Annotated in this window: 18 protein-coding genes; 11 read left to right on the forward strand and 7 right to left on the reverse strand. The window is 37.2% G+C overall.

Going from position 1 to position 21,932, the window contains the following annotated elements:
• Positions 1 to 37 precede the first annotated feature (37 nt).
• The 3 genes from AB4865_RS02560 to AB4865_RS02570 form a co-directional block, all read right to left on the reverse strand.
• Positions 38 to 442 (reverse strand): hypothetical protein, encoded by a 405-nt coding sequence (locus AB4865_RS02560; RefSeq protein ID WP_372474168.1) that lies wholly within the window; start codon positions 440 to 442, stop codon positions 38 to 40.
• Positions 443 to 695: 253 nt separating this feature from the next.
• Positions 696 to 1,100 (reverse strand): hypothetical protein, encoded by a 405-nt coding sequence (locus AB4865_RS02565; protein WP_372474169.1) that lies wholly within the window; start codon positions 1,098 to 1,100, stop codon positions 696 to 698.
• 167 nt (positions 1,101 to 1,267) lie between these two features.
• A complete protein-coding gene (locus tag AB4865_RS02570; RefSeq protein ID WP_372474170.1) occupies positions 1,268 to 1,474 on the reverse strand; it encodes a hypothetical protein in 207 nt (68 codons plus the stop codon).
• A gap of 141 nt (positions 1,475 to 1,615) precedes the next feature.
• Here AB4865_RS02570 and AB4865_RS02575 point away from each other — a divergent pair, with 141 nt between their 5' ends.
• Both AB4865_RS02575 and AB4865_RS02580 read left to right on the forward strand, forming a co-directional pair.
• Complete coding sequence (locus AB4865_RS02575) at positions 1,616 to 3,304, forward strand: glutamine--tRNA ligase/YqeY domain fusion protein (protein ID WP_372474171.1); 1,689 nt, start codon at positions 1,616 to 1,618, stop codon at positions 3,302 to 3,304.
• Between the two features lie 41 nt (positions 3,305 to 3,345).
• A complete protein-coding gene (locus AB4865_RS02580) occupies positions 3,346 to 3,846 on the forward strand; it encodes a plastocyanin/azurin family copper-binding protein (RefSeq protein WP_372474172.1) in 501 nt (166 codons plus the stop codon).
• Positions 3,847 to 4,016: 170 nt separating this feature from the next.
• Here AB4865_RS02580 and secDF read toward each other — a convergent pair whose 3' ends face one another.
• The 3 genes from secDF to AB4865_RS02595 form a co-directional block, all read right to left on the reverse strand.
• Positions 4,017 to 7,040: a protein translocase subunit SecDF gene (gene secDF / locus AB4865_RS02585; protein ID WP_372474173.1), complete on the reverse strand. Its 3,024-nt coding sequence runs from the start codon at positions 7,038 to 7,040 to the stop codon at positions 4,017 to 4,019.
• Between the two features lie 105 nt (positions 7,041 to 7,145).
• Positions 7,146 to 8,114: a tryptophan--tRNA ligase gene (gene trpS, locus AB4865_RS02590; protein ID WP_372474174.1), complete on the reverse strand. Its 969-nt coding sequence runs from the start codon at positions 8,112 to 8,114 to the stop codon at positions 7,146 to 7,148.
• Positions 8,115 to 8,204: 90 nt separating this feature from the next.
• Complete coding sequence (locus AB4865_RS02595; protein ID WP_372474175.1) at positions 8,205 to 9,053, reverse strand: glycoside hydrolase family 25 protein; 849 nt, start codon at positions 9,051 to 9,053, stop codon at positions 8,205 to 8,207.
• Positions 9,054 to 9,655: 602 nt separating this feature from the next.
• On the opposite strand from AB4865_RS02595, the gene AB4865_RS02600 reads away from it, so the two are divergent.
• From AB4865_RS02600 to AB4865_RS02630, 7 genes are all read left to right on the forward strand, one after another.
• Positions 9,656 to 11,809 carry a S46 family peptidase gene (locus AB4865_RS02600; protein WP_372474176.1) on the forward strand — a complete coding sequence of 718 codons (2,154 nt, stop codon included), beginning with the start codon at positions 9,656 to 9,658 and terminating at the stop codon, positions 11,807 to 11,809.
• 149 nt (positions 11,810 to 11,958) lie between these two features.
• Entirely contained in the window at positions 11,959 to 12,282 is a 324-nt protein-coding gene (locus AB4865_RS02605) for a DUF2946 domain-containing protein (RefSeq protein WP_372474177.1), read from the forward strand.
• A 142-nt stretch (positions 12,283 to 12,424) separates the two neighbouring features.
• On the forward strand, positions 12,425 to 14,560 hold the full coding sequence (locus AB4865_RS02610) for a TonB-dependent receptor plug domain-containing protein (protein ID WP_372474178.1): 2,136 nt from the start codon (positions 12,425 to 12,427) through the stop codon (positions 14,558 to 14,560).
• A gap of 13 nt (positions 14,561 to 14,573) precedes the next feature.
• Positions 14,574 to 15,008 carry a DUF4625 domain-containing protein gene (locus tag AB4865_RS02615; RefSeq protein WP_372474180.1) on the forward strand — a complete coding sequence of 145 codons (435 nt, stop codon included), beginning with the start codon at positions 14,574 to 14,576 and terminating at the stop codon, positions 15,006 to 15,008.
• Positions 15,009 to 15,203: 195 nt separating this feature from the next.
• Positions 15,204 to 15,884, forward strand: coding sequence for a DedA family protein (locus tag AB4865_RS02620; protein WP_372474182.1), 681 nt, complete (start codon positions 15,204 to 15,206; stop codon positions 15,882 to 15,884).
• 56 nt (positions 15,885 to 15,940) lie between these two features.
• Positions 15,941 to 16,621 carry a monofunctional biosynthetic peptidoglycan transglycosylase gene (gene mtgA, locus AB4865_RS02625; RefSeq protein WP_372474183.1) on the forward strand — a complete coding sequence of 227 codons (681 nt, stop codon included), beginning with the start codon at positions 15,941 to 15,943 and terminating at the stop codon, positions 16,619 to 16,621.
• Between the two features lie 6 nt (positions 16,622 to 16,627).
• Positions 16,628 to 16,900, forward strand: coding sequence for a DUF1294 domain-containing protein (locus AB4865_RS02630; protein ID WP_372474184.1), 273 nt, complete (start codon positions 16,628 to 16,630; stop codon positions 16,898 to 16,900).
• Positions 16,901 to 16,902: 2 nt separating this feature from the next.
• Here AB4865_RS02630 and AB4865_RS02635 read toward each other — a convergent pair whose 3' ends face one another.
• On the reverse strand, positions 16,903 to 18,042 hold the full coding sequence (locus AB4865_RS02635; protein WP_372474185.1) for an ATP-binding protein: 1,140 nt from the start codon (positions 18,040 to 18,042) through the stop codon (positions 16,903 to 16,905).
• A 513-nt stretch (positions 18,043 to 18,555) separates the two neighbouring features.
• Between AB4865_RS02635 and AB4865_RS02640 the strand changes: the two genes are divergently transcribed.
• Together AB4865_RS02640 and AB4865_RS02645 are read left to right on the forward strand one after the other, a co-directional pair.
• Positions 18,556 to 19,683: a T9SS type A sorting domain-containing protein gene (locus AB4865_RS02640; protein ID WP_372474186.1), complete on the forward strand. Its 1,128-nt coding sequence runs from the start codon at positions 18,556 to 18,558 to the stop codon at positions 19,681 to 19,683.
• Between the two features lie 115 nt (positions 19,684 to 19,798).
• Positions 19,799 to 21,478: a leucine-rich repeat domain-containing protein gene (locus AB4865_RS02645; RefSeq protein ID WP_372474187.1), complete on the forward strand. Its 1,680-nt coding sequence runs from the start codon at positions 19,799 to 19,801 to the stop codon at positions 21,476 to 21,478.
• Positions 21,479 to 21,932 lie beyond the last annotated feature (454 nt).

Genomic DNA, 21,932 nt, shown 5'->3' on the forward strand with positions numbered 1-21,932 from the left:
GTTGGACAGCCTTTAAATTACTTTATCAAGCCAACAATTATTCATTAATTCTTAAATAAATATAGGGTTCATTTGAATAGAATATTTTTAATGTATCATTATTTATTTGATAAGGAAAATTGAATTTTTGACTACTTTCTTTAAAAGAACCAGGTAAATATCTATAAATTGTATTGTTTTTTGTGAAATAATACCCCTCAAAATCTCTTTGATGATAACCTGAATCAAAAATAAATTCGCCCCACCATTCTCCAATCGAATTAAGTTGTATCTCATATCTATGATCAGAAATATTTGATTTTATCAACAACCATTTTCCAATTATCTCTGGATCTCTATATCCATTTTTATATCGCTCTATTTCTGAATTTTCATTATCACAAGAAAAGAAAATCAAATTCGATAAAAATAAAAACAACGTTAACATCAATATCTTTCTCATTTTACTTCAGTTTTTATGTATGATCGTCCATATAAATATCTCTCGGTGTAACTAAAGGAGAGTACCAACTAGAAATATTTACATTATGTATTATTTTTTTATAATTAAGCGACAAATGTACAATATTTTTTTATAATCAAAAAATAGGAGAAAATTTTCATTATAAAATAAAGAAATTGATATCCTTGCAAAAAAACTGCCCGATGAAATTGGACAGTCTTTAAGTTTTATTTCAAATTTTATACACATATGATTATTCACTATCTCTTATATAAACTTCAGCTTCATTTGTGTAAAATAATTTTAATGTGTCATTATCTATTTTGAAAGGACAATTAATTTTTTGACCACTTTTTTTAAAACCACCTGGGGCATATTTATAAACTATGTTATCTTTAGTGTAGTAATAATAAAGTAGAAAAGAATTCTTTTCTCCTGTATGATATAATCTTTCGCTATAAATCTCTCCACTATTATTAAAAACTAAAAAGAAATTATATTCTATATCATCGTTCAAAAGATACTTCCATTTCCCAATTAATTCTGGTTTTCGGTATCCATTTTTATATCTTTCAATTTCTGAATTTTCATTATCACAAGAAAAGAAAATCACACTTGAAAATAATAAAAGTGAAATTATTTTATATACCTTTCTCATTTTACTTTAATATATGTTATTTCTTTTAATTATAAAACAAAAATTATAAAAATACAATCCTTATCTTTTATGTTAACACGTTGAAAACCTATTTATTTATCCGAAGGAATCCCTCGTTCTGCAATATATACTGTGTAAGAAGACGCTACAAAAAAACATGACTGTAATCACGATACCAATTCAATTCCATAAAGTACTGCTCCCGAAATTGAAAGCAATAATGCGATAAACGAAAATATAAACGAAGCAATGGTCGCTATTACAACGATTACTACTTGATAACCCAATGAGGATTTGTAAGTCTGAAAGGAATCATTAAGAAGCGAATTAAAATTCATCTTAGGACGATTTTGTGTGCTAAAATTTGTTTCCATTGTTTTTTTTAACATATTTTTTCATAGATAAAGAAAAAACGACGAATTGTTACACAAAGATTATTGTATCGCCTTTTTTTTGTAATTTTGTAGGATAAAAATCCTTTGATTTAAGGTAAACATTCAAACGAAAGAAAAATTATGTCAGCAAAAGAAAAGTCATTGAACTTTATAGAACAAATCATTGAAGAAGATTTGAAAAACGGATTGCCAAACGACAAATTGCGTTTTCGCTTTCCTCCAGAACCCAATGGATATTTACATATCGGACACGCTTCGTCTATTTGCCTAAACTTTGGTTTGGGTATCGACTACAATGCTCCTGTAAATTTGCGTTTTGACGATACCAACCCTGCAAAAGAAGAAAAAGAATTTGTAGACGCTATCAAGCGAGATGTAGAATGGTTGGGCTTTTCGTGGGATAAAGAGGTGTATGCCTCAGATTATTTTCAACAATTGTACGATTGGGCTGTATTGCTTATCAAAAAAGGAAAAGCCTATGTAGATAATCTTTCTGCGGAAGAAATAGCCGAACAAAAAGGTACGCCTACACAAGCGGGGGTAAATTCTCCCAACAGAGATCGCAGTGTGGAGGAAAACTTAAATTTGTTTGAACGCATGAAAAACGGTCAATTTGCCGAAGGTGAATACATTTTGAGAGCAAAAGTCGACATGGCATCTCCAAATATGTTGATGCGTGATCCTATTATGTATCGCATCATCAATGCGTCGCATCACCGCACAGGTACAGAATGGAAAATCTATCCAATGTACGATTGGGCTCATGGAGAGTCTGACTATATCGAACAGGTTTCTCACTCATTCTGTACTTTAGAATTTTTACCTCACAGAGAGCTCTACGATTGGTTTTTGGATCAAATCTACGACGAAAACAAAGTGCGTCCAAAACAACGAGAGTTTGCTCGTAGAAACTTATCACATACTGTTGTTTCAAAACGAAAATTGTTGCAATTGGTAAACGAAGGTCATGTAACAGGTTGGGACGATCCGCGTATGAGTACGATTTCGGGTATGCGTAGAAGAGGATATACACCTACTGCTATTCGCAATTTTGCCAATACCATCGGAATTGCCAAACGCACTAACTTAATCGATGTGTCGTTGTTGGAATTTTGCGTTCGTGAGGATTTGAATAAAATCACCAACCGTGTTATGGCGGTTTTAGACCCTGTAAAATTGGTGATTACCAACTATCCAGAAGGGCAAGAAGAGTGGTTGGATGCAGAAAACAACCCGGAAGCGGAGGAAGTAACTTATAGAAAAGTGCCTTTTTCAAAAGAATTGTACATCGAAAGAGAAGACTTTTTGGAAGAAGCTAACTCTAAATTTTTCCGTTTAACGCTTGGTAAAGAAGTTCGCTTGAAAAATGCGTACATCATCAAAGGAGAAAGTGTAGTAAAAGACGAAAACGGAAACATTACAGAAATTCACGCAACTTATGATCCAGATTCTCGTTCGGGAAGTGGTACAGAAGCATCAAAGAGAAAAGTAAAAGGTACCATTCACTGGGTGTCTATTTCGCATGCGGTTGAGGCAGAAGTTCGCATTTACGACCGTTTGTTTACACACGAAAATCCAGACGGAAACAAAGAAGTGGACTTTAAAGAATACATCAATTCAAATTCGTTGAATGTTATCACAGGATTTGTAGAGCCAAGTTTGCAATCGGCAAAAGAGGGAGATAAATTCCAGTTCCAAAGATTGGGTTATTTCACTGTTGATAAAGACAGTAAAGAAGGAAAATTAGTGTTCAACAAAACGGTAGGATTGAGAGATACTTGGGCGAAGATTGAGAGTAAGGAGGAATAGAGTACAAAGTATTAATTATTAAGAAAATAAATAAACAAAACATGAAAGCACTAAAATTTTTAGGTTTATCAGTTGCGGTAGCAACGATGACTGTAGCTTGTGGTAAAAAAGAATCTACAGTGGTATCTCCGTCTCAGACAATTACTGAAGAAGCGGTTGATGAAAATACTGTAGAGGTGAGATTGGAAAGCAACGATGCGATGCAATACGACAAAACAGAGTTAAGAGTACCTGTCGGAAAAACGATTAAATTGACATTGGTACACACAGGTAAAATGGCAAAAGAAATGATGGGGCACAACTTTGTTTTGCTAAACAAAGGAGTAGATGCTGCTGATTTTGCCTTAAGAGCTGCTGAAGCAAAAGTTACAGATTATGTACCTGTTGAGGCAAAAAACGATATGATTGCATATACCAAAATGATTGGAGGAGGTGAATCTGTTACGGTAGAATTTACCATCAACGAACCAGGTGAATATGTATATTTGTGTTCTTTCCCTGGGCATTTTGCCATCATGAATGGTAAATTGATTGCCGAGTAAAAACAAAACAAGCTGTCCTTTTTGGACAGCTTGTTTTGTTTTTGAATTTTTTTAAAGTTTAAAATATTTACATTGGAAACAATGCCTTTGATGTTGTAGATATATTGTATCAATATTATTTTTATACAAAAAAACAGAGATTGTCCCTTTTGGGCAATCTCTGTTTTTTATTATACTTGTATGTTTTCGGCTTCTGTACCTTCTTGCTCTTGTCTTAGTTTTTCTTCAAGGGCTTCTTGTCTTTCTCTTTCTGCTTGTTTTTTGATAGTATCTACCAAGATTGGCGTCGAGATAAAGAGTGATGAGTAGGTTCCGACTCCGATACCTAATAGCATCGCAAAGACAAATCCTCGGATTGACTCTCCTCCGAAGAAGAACATAATCAATAATACAAACAATACGGTTGCCGAGGTGTTGAATGTACGCGACATGGTCGTGTTTACGGCTTTGTTTACTACTTCTTCAAAAGTACCTTCGGTGTTTCCTTTGATGAATTCGCGAACACGGTCAAATACGATTACGGTATCGTTGAGCGAGTATCCGATTACGGTAAGCAATGCAGCTACTAACGATTGATCTACTTCCATATTGAATGGTGCAAATTTGTAGAAAAAAGAATAGATTCCTAATACAATCAATACGTCGTGGGCTACAGCTACTACGGCTCCTAATGAGTACTGCCATCTGCGGAACGATAGAGCTAAATAGATAAACACGATTGCCAACGATCCTCCTACTGCCCAGTAGGCATTGTTTTTCACATCTTTTGCTACTGCTGGGCCTACTTTTGACTGTTGTAGGATTCCAATGTTTTTGTCGTCGCTTGGATTTACAAATTCTTCGTATGTTAGGTTTTGGTCTTTGAAGAATGTTTTGATATTTGCATACAAGTCTTGTGTTACTTGCTGATCTACATTGGCTCCTTCTTCGTCCACCATATACTTGGTGGTGATTTTGATTTTGTCTGCCGACCCAAATGTCTTGGCTTCTACATTACTTCCAAAAGCTTTTGATAGCTGAGCTGCAATCGCCGATGGTTCTACTTTTTGGTCAAACTGTACTTGGTAGGTGCGTCCTCCTGTAAAGTCTGTTCCATAGTTGAGTCCGTTGGTGTTTAGTGTTAATACACACAAGACAATGGTAATAGCTGAGAATATGTAAGTGAATTTCTTTTTACCGATAAAGTCGAAATTCATCTTAGTAAACCAGTTTTTAGTAATATTGTTCGAGAAAGCTAAGTTGGCATCTCTGCTTGCTGCTCCGTCCACCAACATACGCGTGATGAATATTGCTGTAAACAACGATGTAGCAATACCTATCAATAAAGTAATCGCAAATCCTTTGATTGGACCTGTTCCAAAGATTACCAACACAACTCCAGTCAATGCAGTGGTAACATTGGCGTCGATGATTGCCGACATAGCTCCGTCCCAACTAAAAGCGTGCTTGATGGCATCTTTTACTGTATTTCCTTCACGCAAACTTTCTTTTGCTCGTTCGTATATCAAAATATTGGTATCTACTGCTGTTCCCATCGTGAGTACGATACCTGCGATACCTGGCAATGTCAATACAAATCCGAATGCCGAGAATACAGCAAATAGGAATACTAAGTTTACAATCAAGGCGATGTTTGAATACCATCCGGCTTTGCCGTAGTAGAATACCATCCACAAGGCGATAACCAATAATCCTATGTATGACGATGTCAATCCTGCGTCGATGGCTGCCTGTCCTAATGATGGTCCTACGATTTCTGAAGATACAATGTCTGCTGAGGCTGGCATTTTACCAGCTTTCAAAATGTTTGCAAGGTCTTTGGTATCTTGGATGGTAAAGGTTCCTGTGATTTCAGAAGTTCCTCCTGTGATAGGTCCGCTTGATACACCAGGTGCTGAATATACTATGTCATCCAACACGATAGCGATTGCTGTTTTTTGTGTATAGGCTCTTCCTGTGAGTTTTTCCCATTCTTTAGCACCTGCTACATTCATCGACATACTTACTGCCGGACGGTTCATCTGGTCGTAAGTGTCTCTTGCATCGGTGATAAATGATCCTGTAAGAGGGGCTTTGTTTTGAGCGTTTCCTCTCAATGCATATAGGGCTGTGATACCACCTTCGGCAGGTTTACCCCATACAAATTTTGCATAACGTTGGTCGCCTCTCAATAGATTTTTTACTTGAGGGTCTTTTAGGTATGCGTTTACTTTTGCTGTATCTTGTACTTGGAAAAAGGCAATCATAGGAGAGCCTTGTTGTCCTATCCCTTGTACTAAGTTAAAGATAGGTCCAAAATCTTCTTTGTCTGATTTTGTTTCGGTTTTTGTGTCTTCTTTCTGTACCGCCGACAATAATTTTTCTGCAGCAGAGGTTTCTTCTGCTGGTTGCTCTGTTTCTGCATCGGTAGTTTCGGCTACAGCTTCGGTAGTTTTAGCTTTCAATACTTCGTTTGCCGTTTGGATAAAACCAAACACTTCTTCCATATTGTAGGCCTCCCAAAATTCTAATTGAGCGGTAGATTTTAAGATTTTTTGAATACGGTCTATGTCTTTTGCACCTGGCAATTCGATAAGGATTCTACCTGTTTCTCCTACCTTTTGGATAGTTGGAGATGCCACCCCAAACTTGTCAATACGCTTGGTCAATACTTCGTACGCACTGTCAATAGCTTCTTGAACTTTTTGGTTCAAAACAGTTTTTACTTGTGCATCTGTAAGCGAAGGAGTGATTTCTGGCAAATTGCGGTGAGCGAAAATTTCGGCAGAGTTGAGTTTTACAGTACCTTTCGATGCTTTGTCGAATGCACGGTAAAACGCCTCTAAGAAAGTTTCGTTTCCACCTCTTTCGTTTTCAGCTTCTCTCAACGCCTGATTAAAGACAGAATTTTGAGAATTGTTTGCCAATCCTTTCAAAATGTCTTTGATAGAAATTTGCAGCATCACGTTGATACCTCCTTCTAAGTCCAGACCTTTTTGGATTTGTTTTGTGCGAACCTCCTCGAAGGTTTGTCCCAAATATACCTTTTGGTTGGAAATAGAATCTAAGTAGCGTGATTCTTTTGTAAGGTCTCCGCCAGAGACTTCTTTTGCCTGATTTTGATACTTCCTTGCTACGAAAGTAAACGACAGTTGATAAATACTTACCACTGCAAACAACAAGGCAATAAACTTGACTAATCCTTTGTTTTGCATTTTATATTTTTTAGTTAATGGATGTCTGTTTTTCTGTAACTTGTATAGTTTTTACAAAAAAACGGACAAATATAAGGAAATTTATTTGTCCGTCAAACTCTTTGATTAATAGCCCATTTTTTCTCGTACGCGTTGCAGAGTAGCGTCGGCTATTTTGTTTGCTTTCTCTGCTCCATTTTCCAATAATCGATCTACCTCTTCGAGGTGGTTGATGTAGTATTGGTATTTTTCGCGTGCATCTTTAAATTTCTCACAGATTACTTCAAAAAGTGCTTGTTTTGCGTGTCCGTAGCCGTAGTTTCCTACCAGATAGTTGGCTCTCATCTCTTCTACTTGCTCTGGTGTTGCTACCAACTTGTACAAGGCAAACACGTTGCAGGTATCTGGATTTTTGGGATCTTCGAGTGGCGTAGTGTCAGTAACGATACTCATGATTTGCTTACGCAACTTTTTGTCGTCTTGGAATATGTTGATATAGTTGTTACGAGACTTGCTCATTTTTTCTCCATCTATTCCAGGGATGATCATTACGTCTTCGGCGATTTTTGCAGTAGGTAGTACAAAGGTTTCTCCCATTTGATGGTTGAAACGCGAGGCTACGTCACGGGTTATCTCCAAGTGTTGCAATTGGTCTTTTCCTACGGGGACGATGTCTACATCGTATAGCAATATATCAGCAGCCATAAGCATAGGGTAGGTAAAAAGTCCAGTGTTTACGTCTGCTAATCGATCGGCTTTGTCCTTGAACGAATGAGCTAAGGTGAGACGTTGGAAGGGAAAGAAACAACTCAAATACCACGACAACTCACAGGTTTGAGGCACACTCGATTGTTTGTAAAACACTACTTTTTCGGTATCCAAACCACATGCAAGCCATGCGGCCGCAACGCTGTAGGTGTTTTCTCTAAGTAATGCACCATCTTTGATTTGCGTAGCCGAATGCAAGTCGGCAATAAACAAAAAAGTTTCGTTGTTGGGGTCATTTGCCATCTCAATAGCTGGGATGATTGCCCCTAACAAGTTTCCTAAGTGAGGGGTACCTGTACTTTGTACTCCTGTAAGAATTTTTGCCATAGTTGTTTCGTTTTTTTAAAATTTTGCCAAAAATACGGAATGTTTTGGGGTTACAAATACGATTTTGTGCATTTTTATTCACAATAGTCTTTACCTATCTATCAAAAAACCTTTCAAATCGTGGCGATTTCCGTTGAAAATATTCAAATCTACATCGCCGATGATTCCCTCTACACTGCCCTTGTCTGTAAACTGCCAAAAATGCCAATCGTCTTTTATTTTATCACTAAAGGCACTGTATTTGGCTATCCATATTTTGTATTCAGGAAAATGTGCTTTGAGGTTTTGATTGTAAAAATTTTCACCTGAGTAGATGATGGGCTTTACGCCGTAATGTTTCTCTACTATGTTCAACCAGTTTTTTACGCCTTTCTGCAAATCTTCTATCGACTGGTGTTTGGGATAGTCTTCAATGTCCAGTACGGGTACAAAGTCGCCCACCGTCAACGGGGTATTTCTGATAAAGTTTTGAGCCTGTAGGGTGCTGTTTTCATCAGGTCGGTAATAGTGATAGGCTCCACGAACCAGCAGACGGACTTTCGCGTACTTCCAGTTTTGCTTAAAGTTTTTGTCCACACCGTTTCCGCCCATCGTAGAACGAATAAATACAAAATCTAAGGGGAATTTCTGATACAAACTATCGATTCCACGCCAATTGATTTCGTTTTGATAATGAGAAACATCAAAGCCAAACAAATGTTGGTTGTGCTTGTCTAAAATTTCGATTGTTCTCACATCGTGCAGGGTAGATTTGACTTTCTCATTGTGAAAAATAGAATAGTACCAGTCCTTTGCCAAATACGAAATCCCATCTCGATAGTGAAAAATCACTGCCAATAAAATAATTGTTGCATAGCCTACAATATGATACTTGCTCAATCTAAACGAGCGTTTAGCTGTGGTCGATTTCTTTTTATATGTCTTTTTGCGTGGAGGCATATTTTTAAAAATGGTGAATTGTGGTTGGTGAATTGCAAATGTACAGTTATTTTGTGTTTATTCGTTACAAAAAAAGCTACTCAAAATTTTGGACAGCTTCCTTTTTGATTATAAATCTTTTACCAAAGTAATAATTTCAAAATTAAGATTACTATCGTTATAATCGAGTTTTAATTCTCCATTTTTATTTAAAATATGATAAATACTACCAACATTCATATCAAAAACGAACATTTTATCATCATTATTAAGATTATTACAACCTGTAAAAAATAGATTTATAAATAAAAAATAGTAAAATGTTTTCATCGTAAACTTCTTGGCTTGTTTATGTTGTACACTAAATCAACTTGATAGTTAAAATCGAAAGTTCTAGGATTAAAGTTTCCATTACCATTATATTTTCCTGCCCCCCCCCAATTCATATGGTATCGTAAAAGGTTAAATTCATTAAAATATTTATACTAAAACAACAAAAGCTATTATGAAATAATACTAAGACAGTTACACTTAATTATTTTTCAAAATTTATAATTCATCATTCAAAATAAATTTCTCTTCTCTATATTTGCAGAGTTTTATATCAAAAAAATAATTTTATAATGAAAAAAACGATTCTAATTATTGCGATGATTTTTGCTGCATTGCCTTTTAGGGCATCGGCAAATGAAGGAATGTGGTTTTTGATGTTTATCGAACGACTCAACTATCGCGACATGCAAAAAATGGGGTTGCAACTGACTCCAGAGGAAATTTATAGCATCAACAACAACTCGTTGAAAGACGCTATCGTACAGTTTGACGGCGGATGTACTGCCGAAATCATCTCTGACAAAGGGTTGGTTTTGACCAACCACCACTGCGGATACGAGGCAATTGCTGAGTTGGCTACTCCTCAAGACGATATTTTGACCAACGGTTTCTGGGCAAAAAACATGTCAGAAGAAAGAAAGCCAAAAGAACTTTCTGTAAGGTTTTTTGTTCGCATGGACGATGTTACGAAGAGAATCTTGGGCGTGGTAAACAACAAAATGTCTGAAAGAGAACGCGAACAAGCCATCAACCGAGAGATTGCTAAAATCGAAAAAGAAAACAACGAAGGCGGAAAATATACCGTTTCGGTTCGTTCGTTTTTTCAAGGAAATGAGTACTACTACTTTGTATATCAAGACTACCAAGATGTGAGATTGGTAGGTACACCGCCAAACGCTATTGGAAAATACGGTGGAGATACTGACAACTGGGAGTGGCCAAGACACACAGGAGATTTTGCATTGTTTAGAGTATATGCAGATGCCAACAACCAACCAGCAGACTATGCTCCTACAAACCAACCATTGAAGCCTAAACACTTCTTGCCTATCAACATCAAAGGAGTAGAAAAAGGAGATTTTACAATGATTTTGGGATATCCAGGACGTACCAACCGTTGGATGCCAGCAGAAGGGATTCAGCAAAATGTAGATTACGCATATCCAGCGTGGGTAGAAGGTTCTAAATTGGGTATGGATGTAATGAAAAAATACATGGATCAAAACGATGAGGTACGAATCAACTACGCAAGTAAATACGCTCAGGTAGCCAACTACTGGAAAAACCGCCAAGGAATGATCGAGGCGTTGAAGGCTCACAAAACAGCTGACAAAAAACGCAAAGACGAAAAGAAATTTGACAAATGGGCAAACAAAACCGCTCAGAAAAAAGTATATGGAAATGTAATCAAAAACATCAACGCATACTACAAAGCTACAAATACCAAAGCTCGTCATGACAACTATATTATGACTACTTTGCGTACATCAAACTTGGCTACACTACCATTTTCTATGGGAAGAGCCTTGGTACAATACGCCAATGCAAATGAAGCAGAGCGTGCAAATATGAAATCCTATTTAGAAGAAGCAATCAACGATTCTTACAATGGGTTTTATGCACCATTGGAAAAAGAAATGTTGGCTCGTCAGTTACATTTGTATGCAACAAAATCTACAGGGTACGAAATCGCACCCTATATCAAGACGTTGGCGACAAAAAACAACAATGATTTCTCAGGTGTAATCAACCAAGCGTTTGACCAATCGGTATTTGCAAGCAAGGAAAACCTAACTGCATACCTAAACAGCCCAAATGCAGAGCAAATTACCAACGACGAATTGTACAAAATCTCTGAGTCGCTATTAATAAAATACCGCGAAATGCCACAAAATTTGGTTTCGTTAAAAGAAAATTACGACAAATCATTCCGCTTGTTGGTGGACGGCTACAGAAAAGCAAATCCAAAGAAAAAATACTATCCAGATGCAAACTCTACATTGCGTCTTACCTACGGAAAAGTAGTAGGATTGCCATTGGGTAACAAGGTAAACGATGCAAAACAAAACTGGTACACCACTTTGAAAGGTACTATAGCAAAGCACAAAGCAGGAGATGAGGAGTTTGAAAATCCACAAAAATTGATTGATTTGTACAACGCTAAAGATTATGGAGTATATGCAAACATGCACGGAGAGCTGCCAGTAAACTTTTTGACAGACCACGACATTACGGGAGGAAACTCTGGTTCGCCGGTAATCAATGCAAAAGGCGAATTGGTAGGATTGGCATTTGATGGAAACATCGAGGCAATGGCAGGAGACGTAATCTTTGACAAAAAACTACAAAGAACTATCAATGTGGACGCTCGTTATATCCTGTTTATTATAGACAAATACGCAGGAGCAACCAATATCTTGGACGAATTAAAAATCGTAAAATAATTTTACGGTTGTCATCCAAACAAAAAAACTTCTATATCAGATAAAACCATTACAAGCTGCCCCAAAAAGGCAGCTTGTTGTGTAATAAGAAATATTTAACAGCTCCGCATGTTGCCTATGCACAACAAAAGCCGTAATTTTGTCTCCGTATGAAATCATACAAGCACATATACAGCCTTTTTATGGCACTATGGATAGTCGTAGTCTTCACGGTGCAGACCTTGCATCATGCAGGCGTGGTAGAGCATACACATACTACACACAGCTGTGAGGGAGACCACGAGCACACGCACGACCATGACGAAGAAACTTGCGGATTGTGCGACTTTTACTTTCAGGTATCGACCCTTACAGACATCACACAACTATCATTATGGCAATCGGTTTCGCATTACGAACCCCCCAAAGAGGCATACACTTCATACACCAGCCTCTCGCCACACTATATCTCATTACGAGCACCGCCGATGTAGTTTTTGCACCGCCTATATAGGAGGAAAACAAACTATGTACTATAAAATCCTTAATATAAAAAAGGATACTATGGGCGTGCCCCAACACTACCGACGACAACGGAGGAGGGAGCGGCACGCCCCAATAAAAAATTTATCTTATATGACCAAACATTTATTTTATATCCCCTTTCTTTTTACGGCTACAACGACGGCTCAGACCGATGAAGATTGGATAGAACCTGCCGAGGTACTCGAGGAAATCGTAGTGCATACGCATACTACTACCGAAAATGTGATGCGTGCCTCGGCTACCGATGTGATTGCCAATTTTGACGGTAGTCTGGCCTCGTCTCTCGAGTATTTGCCTGGAGTAGAGGCGCAGCGTATCGGAAGTATGAGTGCCAAATTTGTGATTCGTGGGCTGGGACTCAACCGTCTGCTGGTGGTAGAAAACGGTCTGCGTAGAGAGGGACAGCAATGGGGTGCCGACCATGGATTGGAACTCGACGCGATGGCGGTAGAACGCATCGAAATCATAAAGGGTGCAGGGGCTATTGCCTATGGTAGCGATGCTATGGCGGGCGTGGTGCGTATCAACAACGAAACTCTGCCTACGATGGGTGTGAGCGGTAGGGCGGTGCTGACTTTTTTGGGCAACAATCGCAGTCTGGGACAGGCGTGGCAGGGAGCGTTGCGTACCGATAAACACTTCTGGAAAGTAAAGTTGGGCTATATTGATTATGGAGATTTTCGCGTGCCAACGGATGAGGTGTATTATCTACAGACACGCATCCCTATCTACGACGGTGTGATGACCAATACGGCTGGGGACGAACGGTCTTTTATGACGCAATGGGGTACGACAGGCGAGCGATATACGGGGACGCTTTCGGTGAGTGGCTATTGGAGCAAGACAGGTTTTTTTTCCGGGGCTCACGGTGTGCCTTCTGTACGAAAGACTTTGCCCGACGGAGATACTCGCTCTGTAGATTTTCCTTTTCAGACGGCTCGCCACATCATGGCGTCCTATCATGCACAGTGGAAAGAGGTGGCTACGGTCTGGAATTTTACCACAGGTTTTCAGCACAATCTGCGTAGAGAGTACAGTGCGTTTCATTCGCATTTTCCCAATCAGCCTGTGCCTGTGAGAGATGCCGATAAGGAACTGGAGTTTTTGCAGAGTGCTTGGGAGCAGGCATTGTCTATGCAACGAAATCTGTCTGAACAACATCTACTGGAGGTGGGTGTGCAAAATCAGTGGGTGCTAAACCAAGTGGGGGGCTATAGTTTTTTACTGCCCAACTATCAGCGACATTCGCTGGGACTGTATGCCAAATGGGCGTGGGAGGTTTCGAATAGGCATTTACTGGAATTGGGTACTCGTTATGATAGGGCAAGGCTAAAGGTAGAGGGGCATTATGATACGATTTTGTACGACTACCTTACCCACAAGGGCTATTCTGATGCTCGTGCCTCGGACTATGCGTGGCGTAGTAGGGAGTTGGACAGGAGTTTTTCGCAGGGCAATGTTTCGCTGGGGATTACCTTTCATCCGTCGCACCACTGGCATAGTGCCTTGACGCTGGGGAGTAGCTTTCGCTTTCCTACGGCGATCGAATTGGGGGCAAATGGGATTCACCATGGGGCTTTTCGCCACGAGTTGGGCAATCCTGACCTCGATGTAGAACGTGGCTATTCACTCGACTGGAATCATCGTTATGAAGCGTATGGCTGGACAGTGGATGCGAGTATGTATGGATATTATTTTAGCAATTATATTTTCTTGAAGCCTTCGGGTAGGTTTTCGGCTTTGCCTCACGGTGGTCAAATCTATCAATACGACCAATCCAAAGCCCTTATGGTGGGTGCCGAACTACAAGTGGGCTATCAGTGGAGCAAGTGGCAACTCTCGAATGTGTCTGAATATGTATATAACTCACAATTGGGAACGGCTCGATATGCTTTGCCGTTTACTACGCCTGCTAATACGGTGTTTTCGGTGGGGTATCGTTTGCCCGAGTTTGGAGGAATAGCTCATCATTTGCTCGAGATTTCGTACAAGTTGGCTGCTGCTCAGCATCGCATCGCCCAAAATGAGCACCCCACAAGGGGATATAGTGTGTGTAATCTAAAGTATCAGACTCAACTACCATGGAAAGAGCGTGAGGCGTCGGTACAATTGCGTGTGCAAAACCTTTGGAATACTAAATATTATCAACACAATAGTTTTTATCGTGCGATAGAGATTCCTGCTTTGGGTAGGAGTATAGATGTAGTAATCAAATTAACATTTTAAATAGTTTATAATCATGAAAAAGTTTTCAGTTTTTGTTGCAATGGCATTGACCTTTGTAGCGTGTAAAGAGGATGAGGGTACAGTAGATATCGTAAAACCGATGATCGAATGGGTAACCCCTGTAGAAGACCAAGAAGTGGTGCCTGGTACGAACTTTGAAGTCAAGGCTGCTGTTGCGGATAATGTCGAATTGGCGTCCTACAAAATCGAGGTTCACAATGCCGATGATGGGCATCAGCACCGTAGAGCATTGGCTACCCCTGTATTTGAATATGAATATGAAGGAACATTGTCGGGCATTTTGCAAGAGATTACACACACCGTAGCTGTCCCTGCTGAGGTAAAAGAGGGACACTACCATGTGGGGCTTTTTGTTTTGGATAAAGCGGGTAATCAATCACAAAAGTTTGTGGAAATCTTTATTGGCGAAGAGGGTCACGAGCATTAGAATGCCAAAAGGTCTGCCCGGGGTTTCGGACAGACCTTTTTTATGTTGTTATGATTTTTTGAAGTGATTTGTGGAGAATAAAATCAATATCAGGAAGTCTTTTGATTTATTTCCCCAAAACTTTCACAAAACTTTCAAAGGATATATGGTAAAAAATGAGTAATTTCACAGCCGAAAAAAACGAAAAAGATAGATATGAATGATTTTCAATGGTCAAACTTGATCAACCCAGAGTTTTATATAAATTTAGAAATTGCAGGTCACCGTATAGGTTTGTATGTCGTGCTATTTATAGTCTTTGCAGAAACGGGATTGCTCGCAGGTTTTTTCTTGCCAGGAGATAGTTTGCTGTTTTTGTCGGGCATTTATTCGAGCGAATTGATCAAGGAATTTCACGATTTCAACAATGATTTTACCAATGTATTTGCCTTGTCTTCGTTGGTAGCTTTGGCCGGGATTATTGGAAATTTCTTTGGCTATTGGTTTGGAAAGAAAAGTGGTAGCTACTTGTTTCAAAAAGAGGATGGATGGTTGTTTAAAAAGAAATATATCCTAGAATCGCAAGCCTTTTTTGAAAAACACGGCGGAAAGGCTATCATTTTTGCTCGTTTCTTGCCTGTCATTCGTACGTTCGTGCCTATTATCGCTGGTGTAGCTCATATGAATATGAAGCGCTTTGCTCTATACAATATACTTAGCTCGATTATGTGGGCGTTTTCATTGATTTTTGCTGGGCATTATATGTACCGCATCTTGTTGGATAGCTACGGCATAGACCTTACTCACTATATCGAATACATCATCTTGATTATTATTGCACTTACTACCATACCATTTGTGGTAAAATTGATAAAAAGCCGCAAGGGGAGGAAGTAGGAAGTATTAAGATTCCTCTTCTAAGTAATTCGTTACTAATTTCCACACATTTCTCAGTGAAAACGATATTCAAATTTTTCAAGCGGTTGGTACTCATATTTTTGTTGTTGAGTTTTGGGATGGTGTTTTTGTACAAATTTGTCCCTGTGCCAGCTACACCTTTGATGGTTGCACGTTTGTTTGAACAAAAAGCAAATGGCAAAGAGCTCAAATGGAAACATGAATGGATTGCCATCGATGAGATGCCCATTTCTATCCAAAAAGCTGTCATTGCAAGTGAGGACGGAAAGTTTACTTCGCACAATGGTTTTGATTTTAAATCTATCCAAAAGGCTTATGAAAGCAATCAGAAAAGTAAAAAACTCAGAGGCGGAAGTACCATCAGTCAGCAAACGGCAAAGAATGTGTTTTTGTGGCAAGACAAGACCTATATACGCAAAGGAATAGAGGCATATTTTACGGTACTTATCGAGTGGATTTGGGGGAAAGAACGCATCATTGAGGTGTATCTCAATAGCATCGAAATGGGGGATGGCGTGTATGGAATCGAAGCGGCGTCTAAACATTGGTTTGGCAAGTCGGCAAAAAATCTCAGTAAAAGAGAGGCGGCTGCTATTGCTGCTATATTGCCTAATCCTCGTAAGTTTAAAGCTAAAAATGGCAGTGCATATATACAAAAACGCATCAATTTTATTTCTCGACAAATGGATTTGTATGCCCATCCAAAATACAACTAATTCATTATGCGAAAAATACTTTTTATGTACCTCGTAGCGGTAAATTTTATCGCTTATAGCTTGTTTCACATAGATAAAAATGCAGCTAAAAAGAAAAGTTTCCGTATATCTGAAAAGAATCTCTTGTTGTTGTGCTTGTTTGGTGGTACAATCGGAGCGTGGCTTGGGATGAATCACTTCCGTCATAAAACACAAAAAACTTCCTTTCGATGGAAGTTTTTTCTGATTGTTTTTATACAAATACTCGTTGTATATTTTCTATTCAAGAGATACAGATAGTGTTACAATCCTTTGTGTAAAAATCGAGTGAGCTTGATAGACAGATTGCTAAAAATGATTTTCGGATTTCCGTTTCTCTCTATGTGATAAATACTATCGTTGAGTTCTCTATAAAAATCATTGATATTTTTATCATTGACAAACTTTGCAAAATTGCTTAGCAAAAATCCTTCTTCTTTACTTTTGTAATACACCAAATTTTTCACATTATAATTGTATAAAAACGCCTGACGTATTACTTCTATACAATGTTTTAGAAACAATTTTTGATTTTCACGACCTATTAGCGAGAGTTCGTCGCCCCATTTGGTGAGATTGACCAATTGACTAGGGTCTTTTTTTGCTAAATAAGCGGCACGCATCCATTGTACAAACCATTTGTCAAATGGCAAATCGTCATCTTCTTCGTTTTCGGCAATTTTTATTGCTTTGTTATAATTTCCCTGAGCTGTTTTGGCTATTGTCATTGCTTCGTCTTCGGACAATTGATGTTTTTCCATCAAGGCAGTAGCGATGTCTTTGTCCGATAGCGGATTGAAATGTATCACCTGACAACGAGAGTAGATCGTAGGGAGAATTTCTTTTTCGTTTTCTGCAATCAGCAAAAACAAGGTCTTATGTGGTGGCTCTTCCAGTAATTTCAATAGCGTATTATTGGCTTCGGGGTTCATTTTATCCGCCATCCAAATAATCATCACTTTGTAGCCACCTTCGTATGCCTTTAGTGATAGTTTTTTGGCAATATTATCGGCTTCTCTTCTTGGAATAATCAACTGTTGATTTTTCACATCAACCAATTTCATCCAATCTTTCATACTACCATACGGATATTGTGTGATAAACTCATTCCACTGGTCTCTATAGGTATCAGATAAAATAGTCTCTTTATTGCCATAAAAGGGAAAGGAAAAGTGTAGATCGGGATGCTGTACTTTGGTAAATTTCAATGAATTTGCTTTTCGTTTTTCGTCGCTCTCTGTGTGTAGATTGATGACAAATTGCGCATACGCAATCGCCATTTCCAATGCACCGACACCTTCAGGAGCAATAAACAACTGAGCGTGAGGAATACGCCCTTGTTCTGCACTGTATTGCAAATGTTTTTTTATGTGATTTTGACCTATGATTTCTGAAAATTCCATATATAGCATGAATATTACCTTACAAAGGTATAAAAAAGAGTTTTTGTTTTTACAGCGTTTTGTTAAGGAATAGTGTAAATCGATGGATTTTATAAAAATAGCAGATAAAAAAGCAATTTACAAAGTTTGTTATTTTTAATATGAGAAAAAAACATAAAATTTTTGAGTTGTCTATAGTCAGAGGTATTATATGTTTTTCGCATTTGAACAAATCGCGAAAGAAATAGATGTAAGAACTAAAAAAAATGTCTTTATTGATTCCAAATTTGAAGGGAAATTAGGCAACTCCTTGTTTTTTGAAAGGTAATAAATTGAATTTAAGGATTATGTGTCAGTTTATTGGGGCGATACTATATTGCTTCTTACTTTTATGGGTGTCAATTATTTTATGAAAAAATTATGTAATATTTATGGTGTTTTTGTGATGGGGGGGGTATATTTGTTGCAAATATTGTTTAAGAGCGTTGGCTCTATCGTCTTTAGAATTATTAATAATTATATATATTATTCATTATGAAAAACAGATTATTTTTTGGAAAGGTATTTCTTTCCGCTACCATGTTGTTTACTGCAAGTTTGGCACAAGCACAAACCCCAGAAGTGGTTACGATACCAAATGCGAATTTCAAAACTGCCTTATTGAACAATACGGCAATTAATACCAATGGGGATGGCGAAATACAGGTGTCAGAAGCAACAGCCTACACGGGAGAAATAGATGTAGCGTCTAAAAATATTTCTTCCTTACAAGGGATTGAGGCGTTTACTAATATTACTAAATTGAGATGTCTCAATAATCATTTGACTACATTGGACTTGAGTCAGAATACACAATTGAAAGAAGTAAATTGTAATATTAATCAATTGACGTCTTTAAATTTGGGAAATAATACAGTATTAGAGACGTTGAGATGTGGTAAAAACCAATTAACGACATTGAATGTAAGTGCCAATACGGGGTTGAAAACATTGATTTGTTATGAAAACGAATTGTCAGCATTGAATCTAAGTGCGAATACAGCTTTGAAGGAATTAAATTGTAATACGAATAGTATCACGATGTTGGATCTAAGTCTTAATACGGCATTAGAGACATTGAGATGCGGTAAGAATCAATTAACAGCGTTGGATGTAAGTGCGAATACAGCATTGAAGAAAGTGATTTGTTATGAAAATCAGCTTACGCAATTAGATCTTAGTGACAATACCAATTTGTTAGACTTGAATTGTTCTAGAAATAATTTGCAAGTTTTGAATGTAAATAATACAAACAATGCAAGTTTGCAATCTTTCAAAGCCAATGGTAATCCATTACTTACTTGTATCAAAATAGATGCTGGATTTACACCACCAACGACTTGGCTGAAAGAACCTACAGCGACTTATAGCAGTGATTGTGCTACCTTGTCTGAAGAAGGTGTAGCGACGATTTCAGTAAAGGTGTATCCAAATCCTGTACAAGATTTGTTGTCTATTGTAGTTTTGGAATCGAATGAAGCAAAATTGTACAATATGCAAGGTCAATATTTAGAGACAGTAAGATTGAATACTGGAGAAAATACTTTGGATATGACAAAATATGCTACAGGAGTATATTTCTTGACAATAGGAAATAGTAGTACAAAGATAGTTAAACAATAATTTTGCAAGAGAAAGACAGCATGAAGCATTAGTTTTGTGCTGTTTTTTTATTGGGATATTTTATGAAATATAAAAAATATCTAAATTTGTAGCAAATGTCTAAATATTTTTACAAATGAAAACAAGATTATTTTTTTTAGGATTTTTGTTTACAGCATCTTTATCATATGCACAAGAGACACCTGTTGTAACTATTCCAGATGCTAATTTTAAAAGTTATTTATTAGCAAACACAGCAATCAATACCAATAATGACACAGAAATACAGGTGTCAGAGGCAACAGCCTATATGGGTACTATAGATGTTGTAGGTCTGAATATCTCTTCATTGGAAGGGATAGAAGCATTTACAAATGTTAGAATTATAAACTGTTTCAATAATCAATTGACACAATTGGATGTAAGTGCCAATACGCAATTGGAGAAATTGTATTGTTCTGATAATCAATTAACACAGTTGAATGTAAGTGCCAATACACAGTTGAAAGAATTGGACTGTTCTTATAATCCATTGACACAGTTGAATGTAGGTGCCAATACACAATTGGAAAGATTGTATTGTGCTAATAATCAATTGACACAGTTGAATCTAAGTGCCAATACACAGTTGAAAGAATTGGGGCTTGGTAATAATCCATTGACACAGTTGGATGTAAGTGCCAATACACAGTTGAAAGAATTGTATTGTAATAATAATCAATTGACACAATTGGATGTAAGTGCCAATACAGAATTAGAAAACATGAATTGTTCGTTTAATCAATTGTCACAGTTAGATGTAAGTGCCAATACACAATTGAATACATTGCATTGTACTAATAATCAATTGACACAATTGAACTTGAATGCTAATGCTCAGTTAAAAGAATTAGGATGTGGAGTTAATCAATTCGCACAGTTGGATGTAAGTGCCAATACACAATTGGAAAGACTGGATTGTAATGATAATCAATTGACACAGTTGGATGTAAGTGCTAATACACAATTGAATACATTGCATTGTCATGATAATCAATTGACACAGTTGGATGTAAGTGCCAATACACAATTGGAATTGTTGTCCTGTACTAATAATTCATTGACACAGTTAGACGTAAGTGCCAATACACAGTTGAAAGAATTGTATTGTGAAAATAATCAATTGACACAATTGGATGTAAGTGCCAATACACAATTGGAAAGATTGTATTGTGAAAATAATCAATTGACACAATTGGATGTAAGTGCCAATACAGAATTAGAAAACATGAATTGTTCGTTTAATCAATTGTCACAGTTGGATGTAAGCTCCAATACACAGTTGGAAGAATTGGGATGTAAATACAATCAGTTGATGCTTTTAGATTTAAGTTCTAATCAAAAGTTGAAAATTTTGGAATGTAGAGGTAATCAATTGACTTCTTTAAATATAAAGAACAATCATAATACAGATATTATATATTTTGCAGCTATAGAAAATCCGAATCTTAGCTGTATCCAAATAGATGCTGGATTTACACCATCGCCAACGACTTGGCTGAAAGATTCTACAGCAACTTATAGCAGTGATTGTGCTACCTTGTCTGAAGAAGGTGTAGCGACGATTTCAGTAAAGGTGTATCCAAATCCTGTACAAGATTTGTTGTCTATTGTAGTTTTGGAATCGAATGAAGCAAAATTGTACAATATGCAAGGTCAATATTTAGAAACAGTAAGATTGAATACTGGAGAAAATACTTTGGATATGACAAAATATGCTACAGGAGTATATTTCTTGACAATAGGAAATAGTAGTACAAAGATAGTTAAACAGTAATTTTGTAAGAGAAAGAAAAACTGCATGAGGTAAACCAAACTCATGCAGTTTTTATATATATGTCAGTTTTATTTTTTCAAAAGGTTGAAGACAAAAATAAAAAACGAGTAGATTTCAAGAATAAATTTTGTAGAAAAATAGAAAAATAAGATAGATGTAAAAGTATTGAGTGCTAATTCAGAGATATTTGAGTTGAATTTATAAAAAAAATAATCAATGTAATGAACAAAGAAACGGATAGAGTAGGATAGATAAATAAGTTTGGATTGAGAAGGATGTTTTTGAGATTCAATGGTACTCTGTTTTATGTTGAATTAAACTTTTTGAGAAGGTTTTTCAAGTATTCAGAAATAATACAATTATTCGAAACAAAGATAAAATAAAGAAAATGAATATTTTTTTTAAATTTTTCTTTTGTTTGATATTTTACATTGAAATAAAATAAGTATCTTTG

It is taken from the genome of Capnocytophaga sp. ARDL2 (genome assembly GCF_041530365.1).
Lineage (GTDB): Bacteria > Bacteroidota > Bacteroidia > Flavobacteriales > Flavobacteriaceae > Flavobacterium.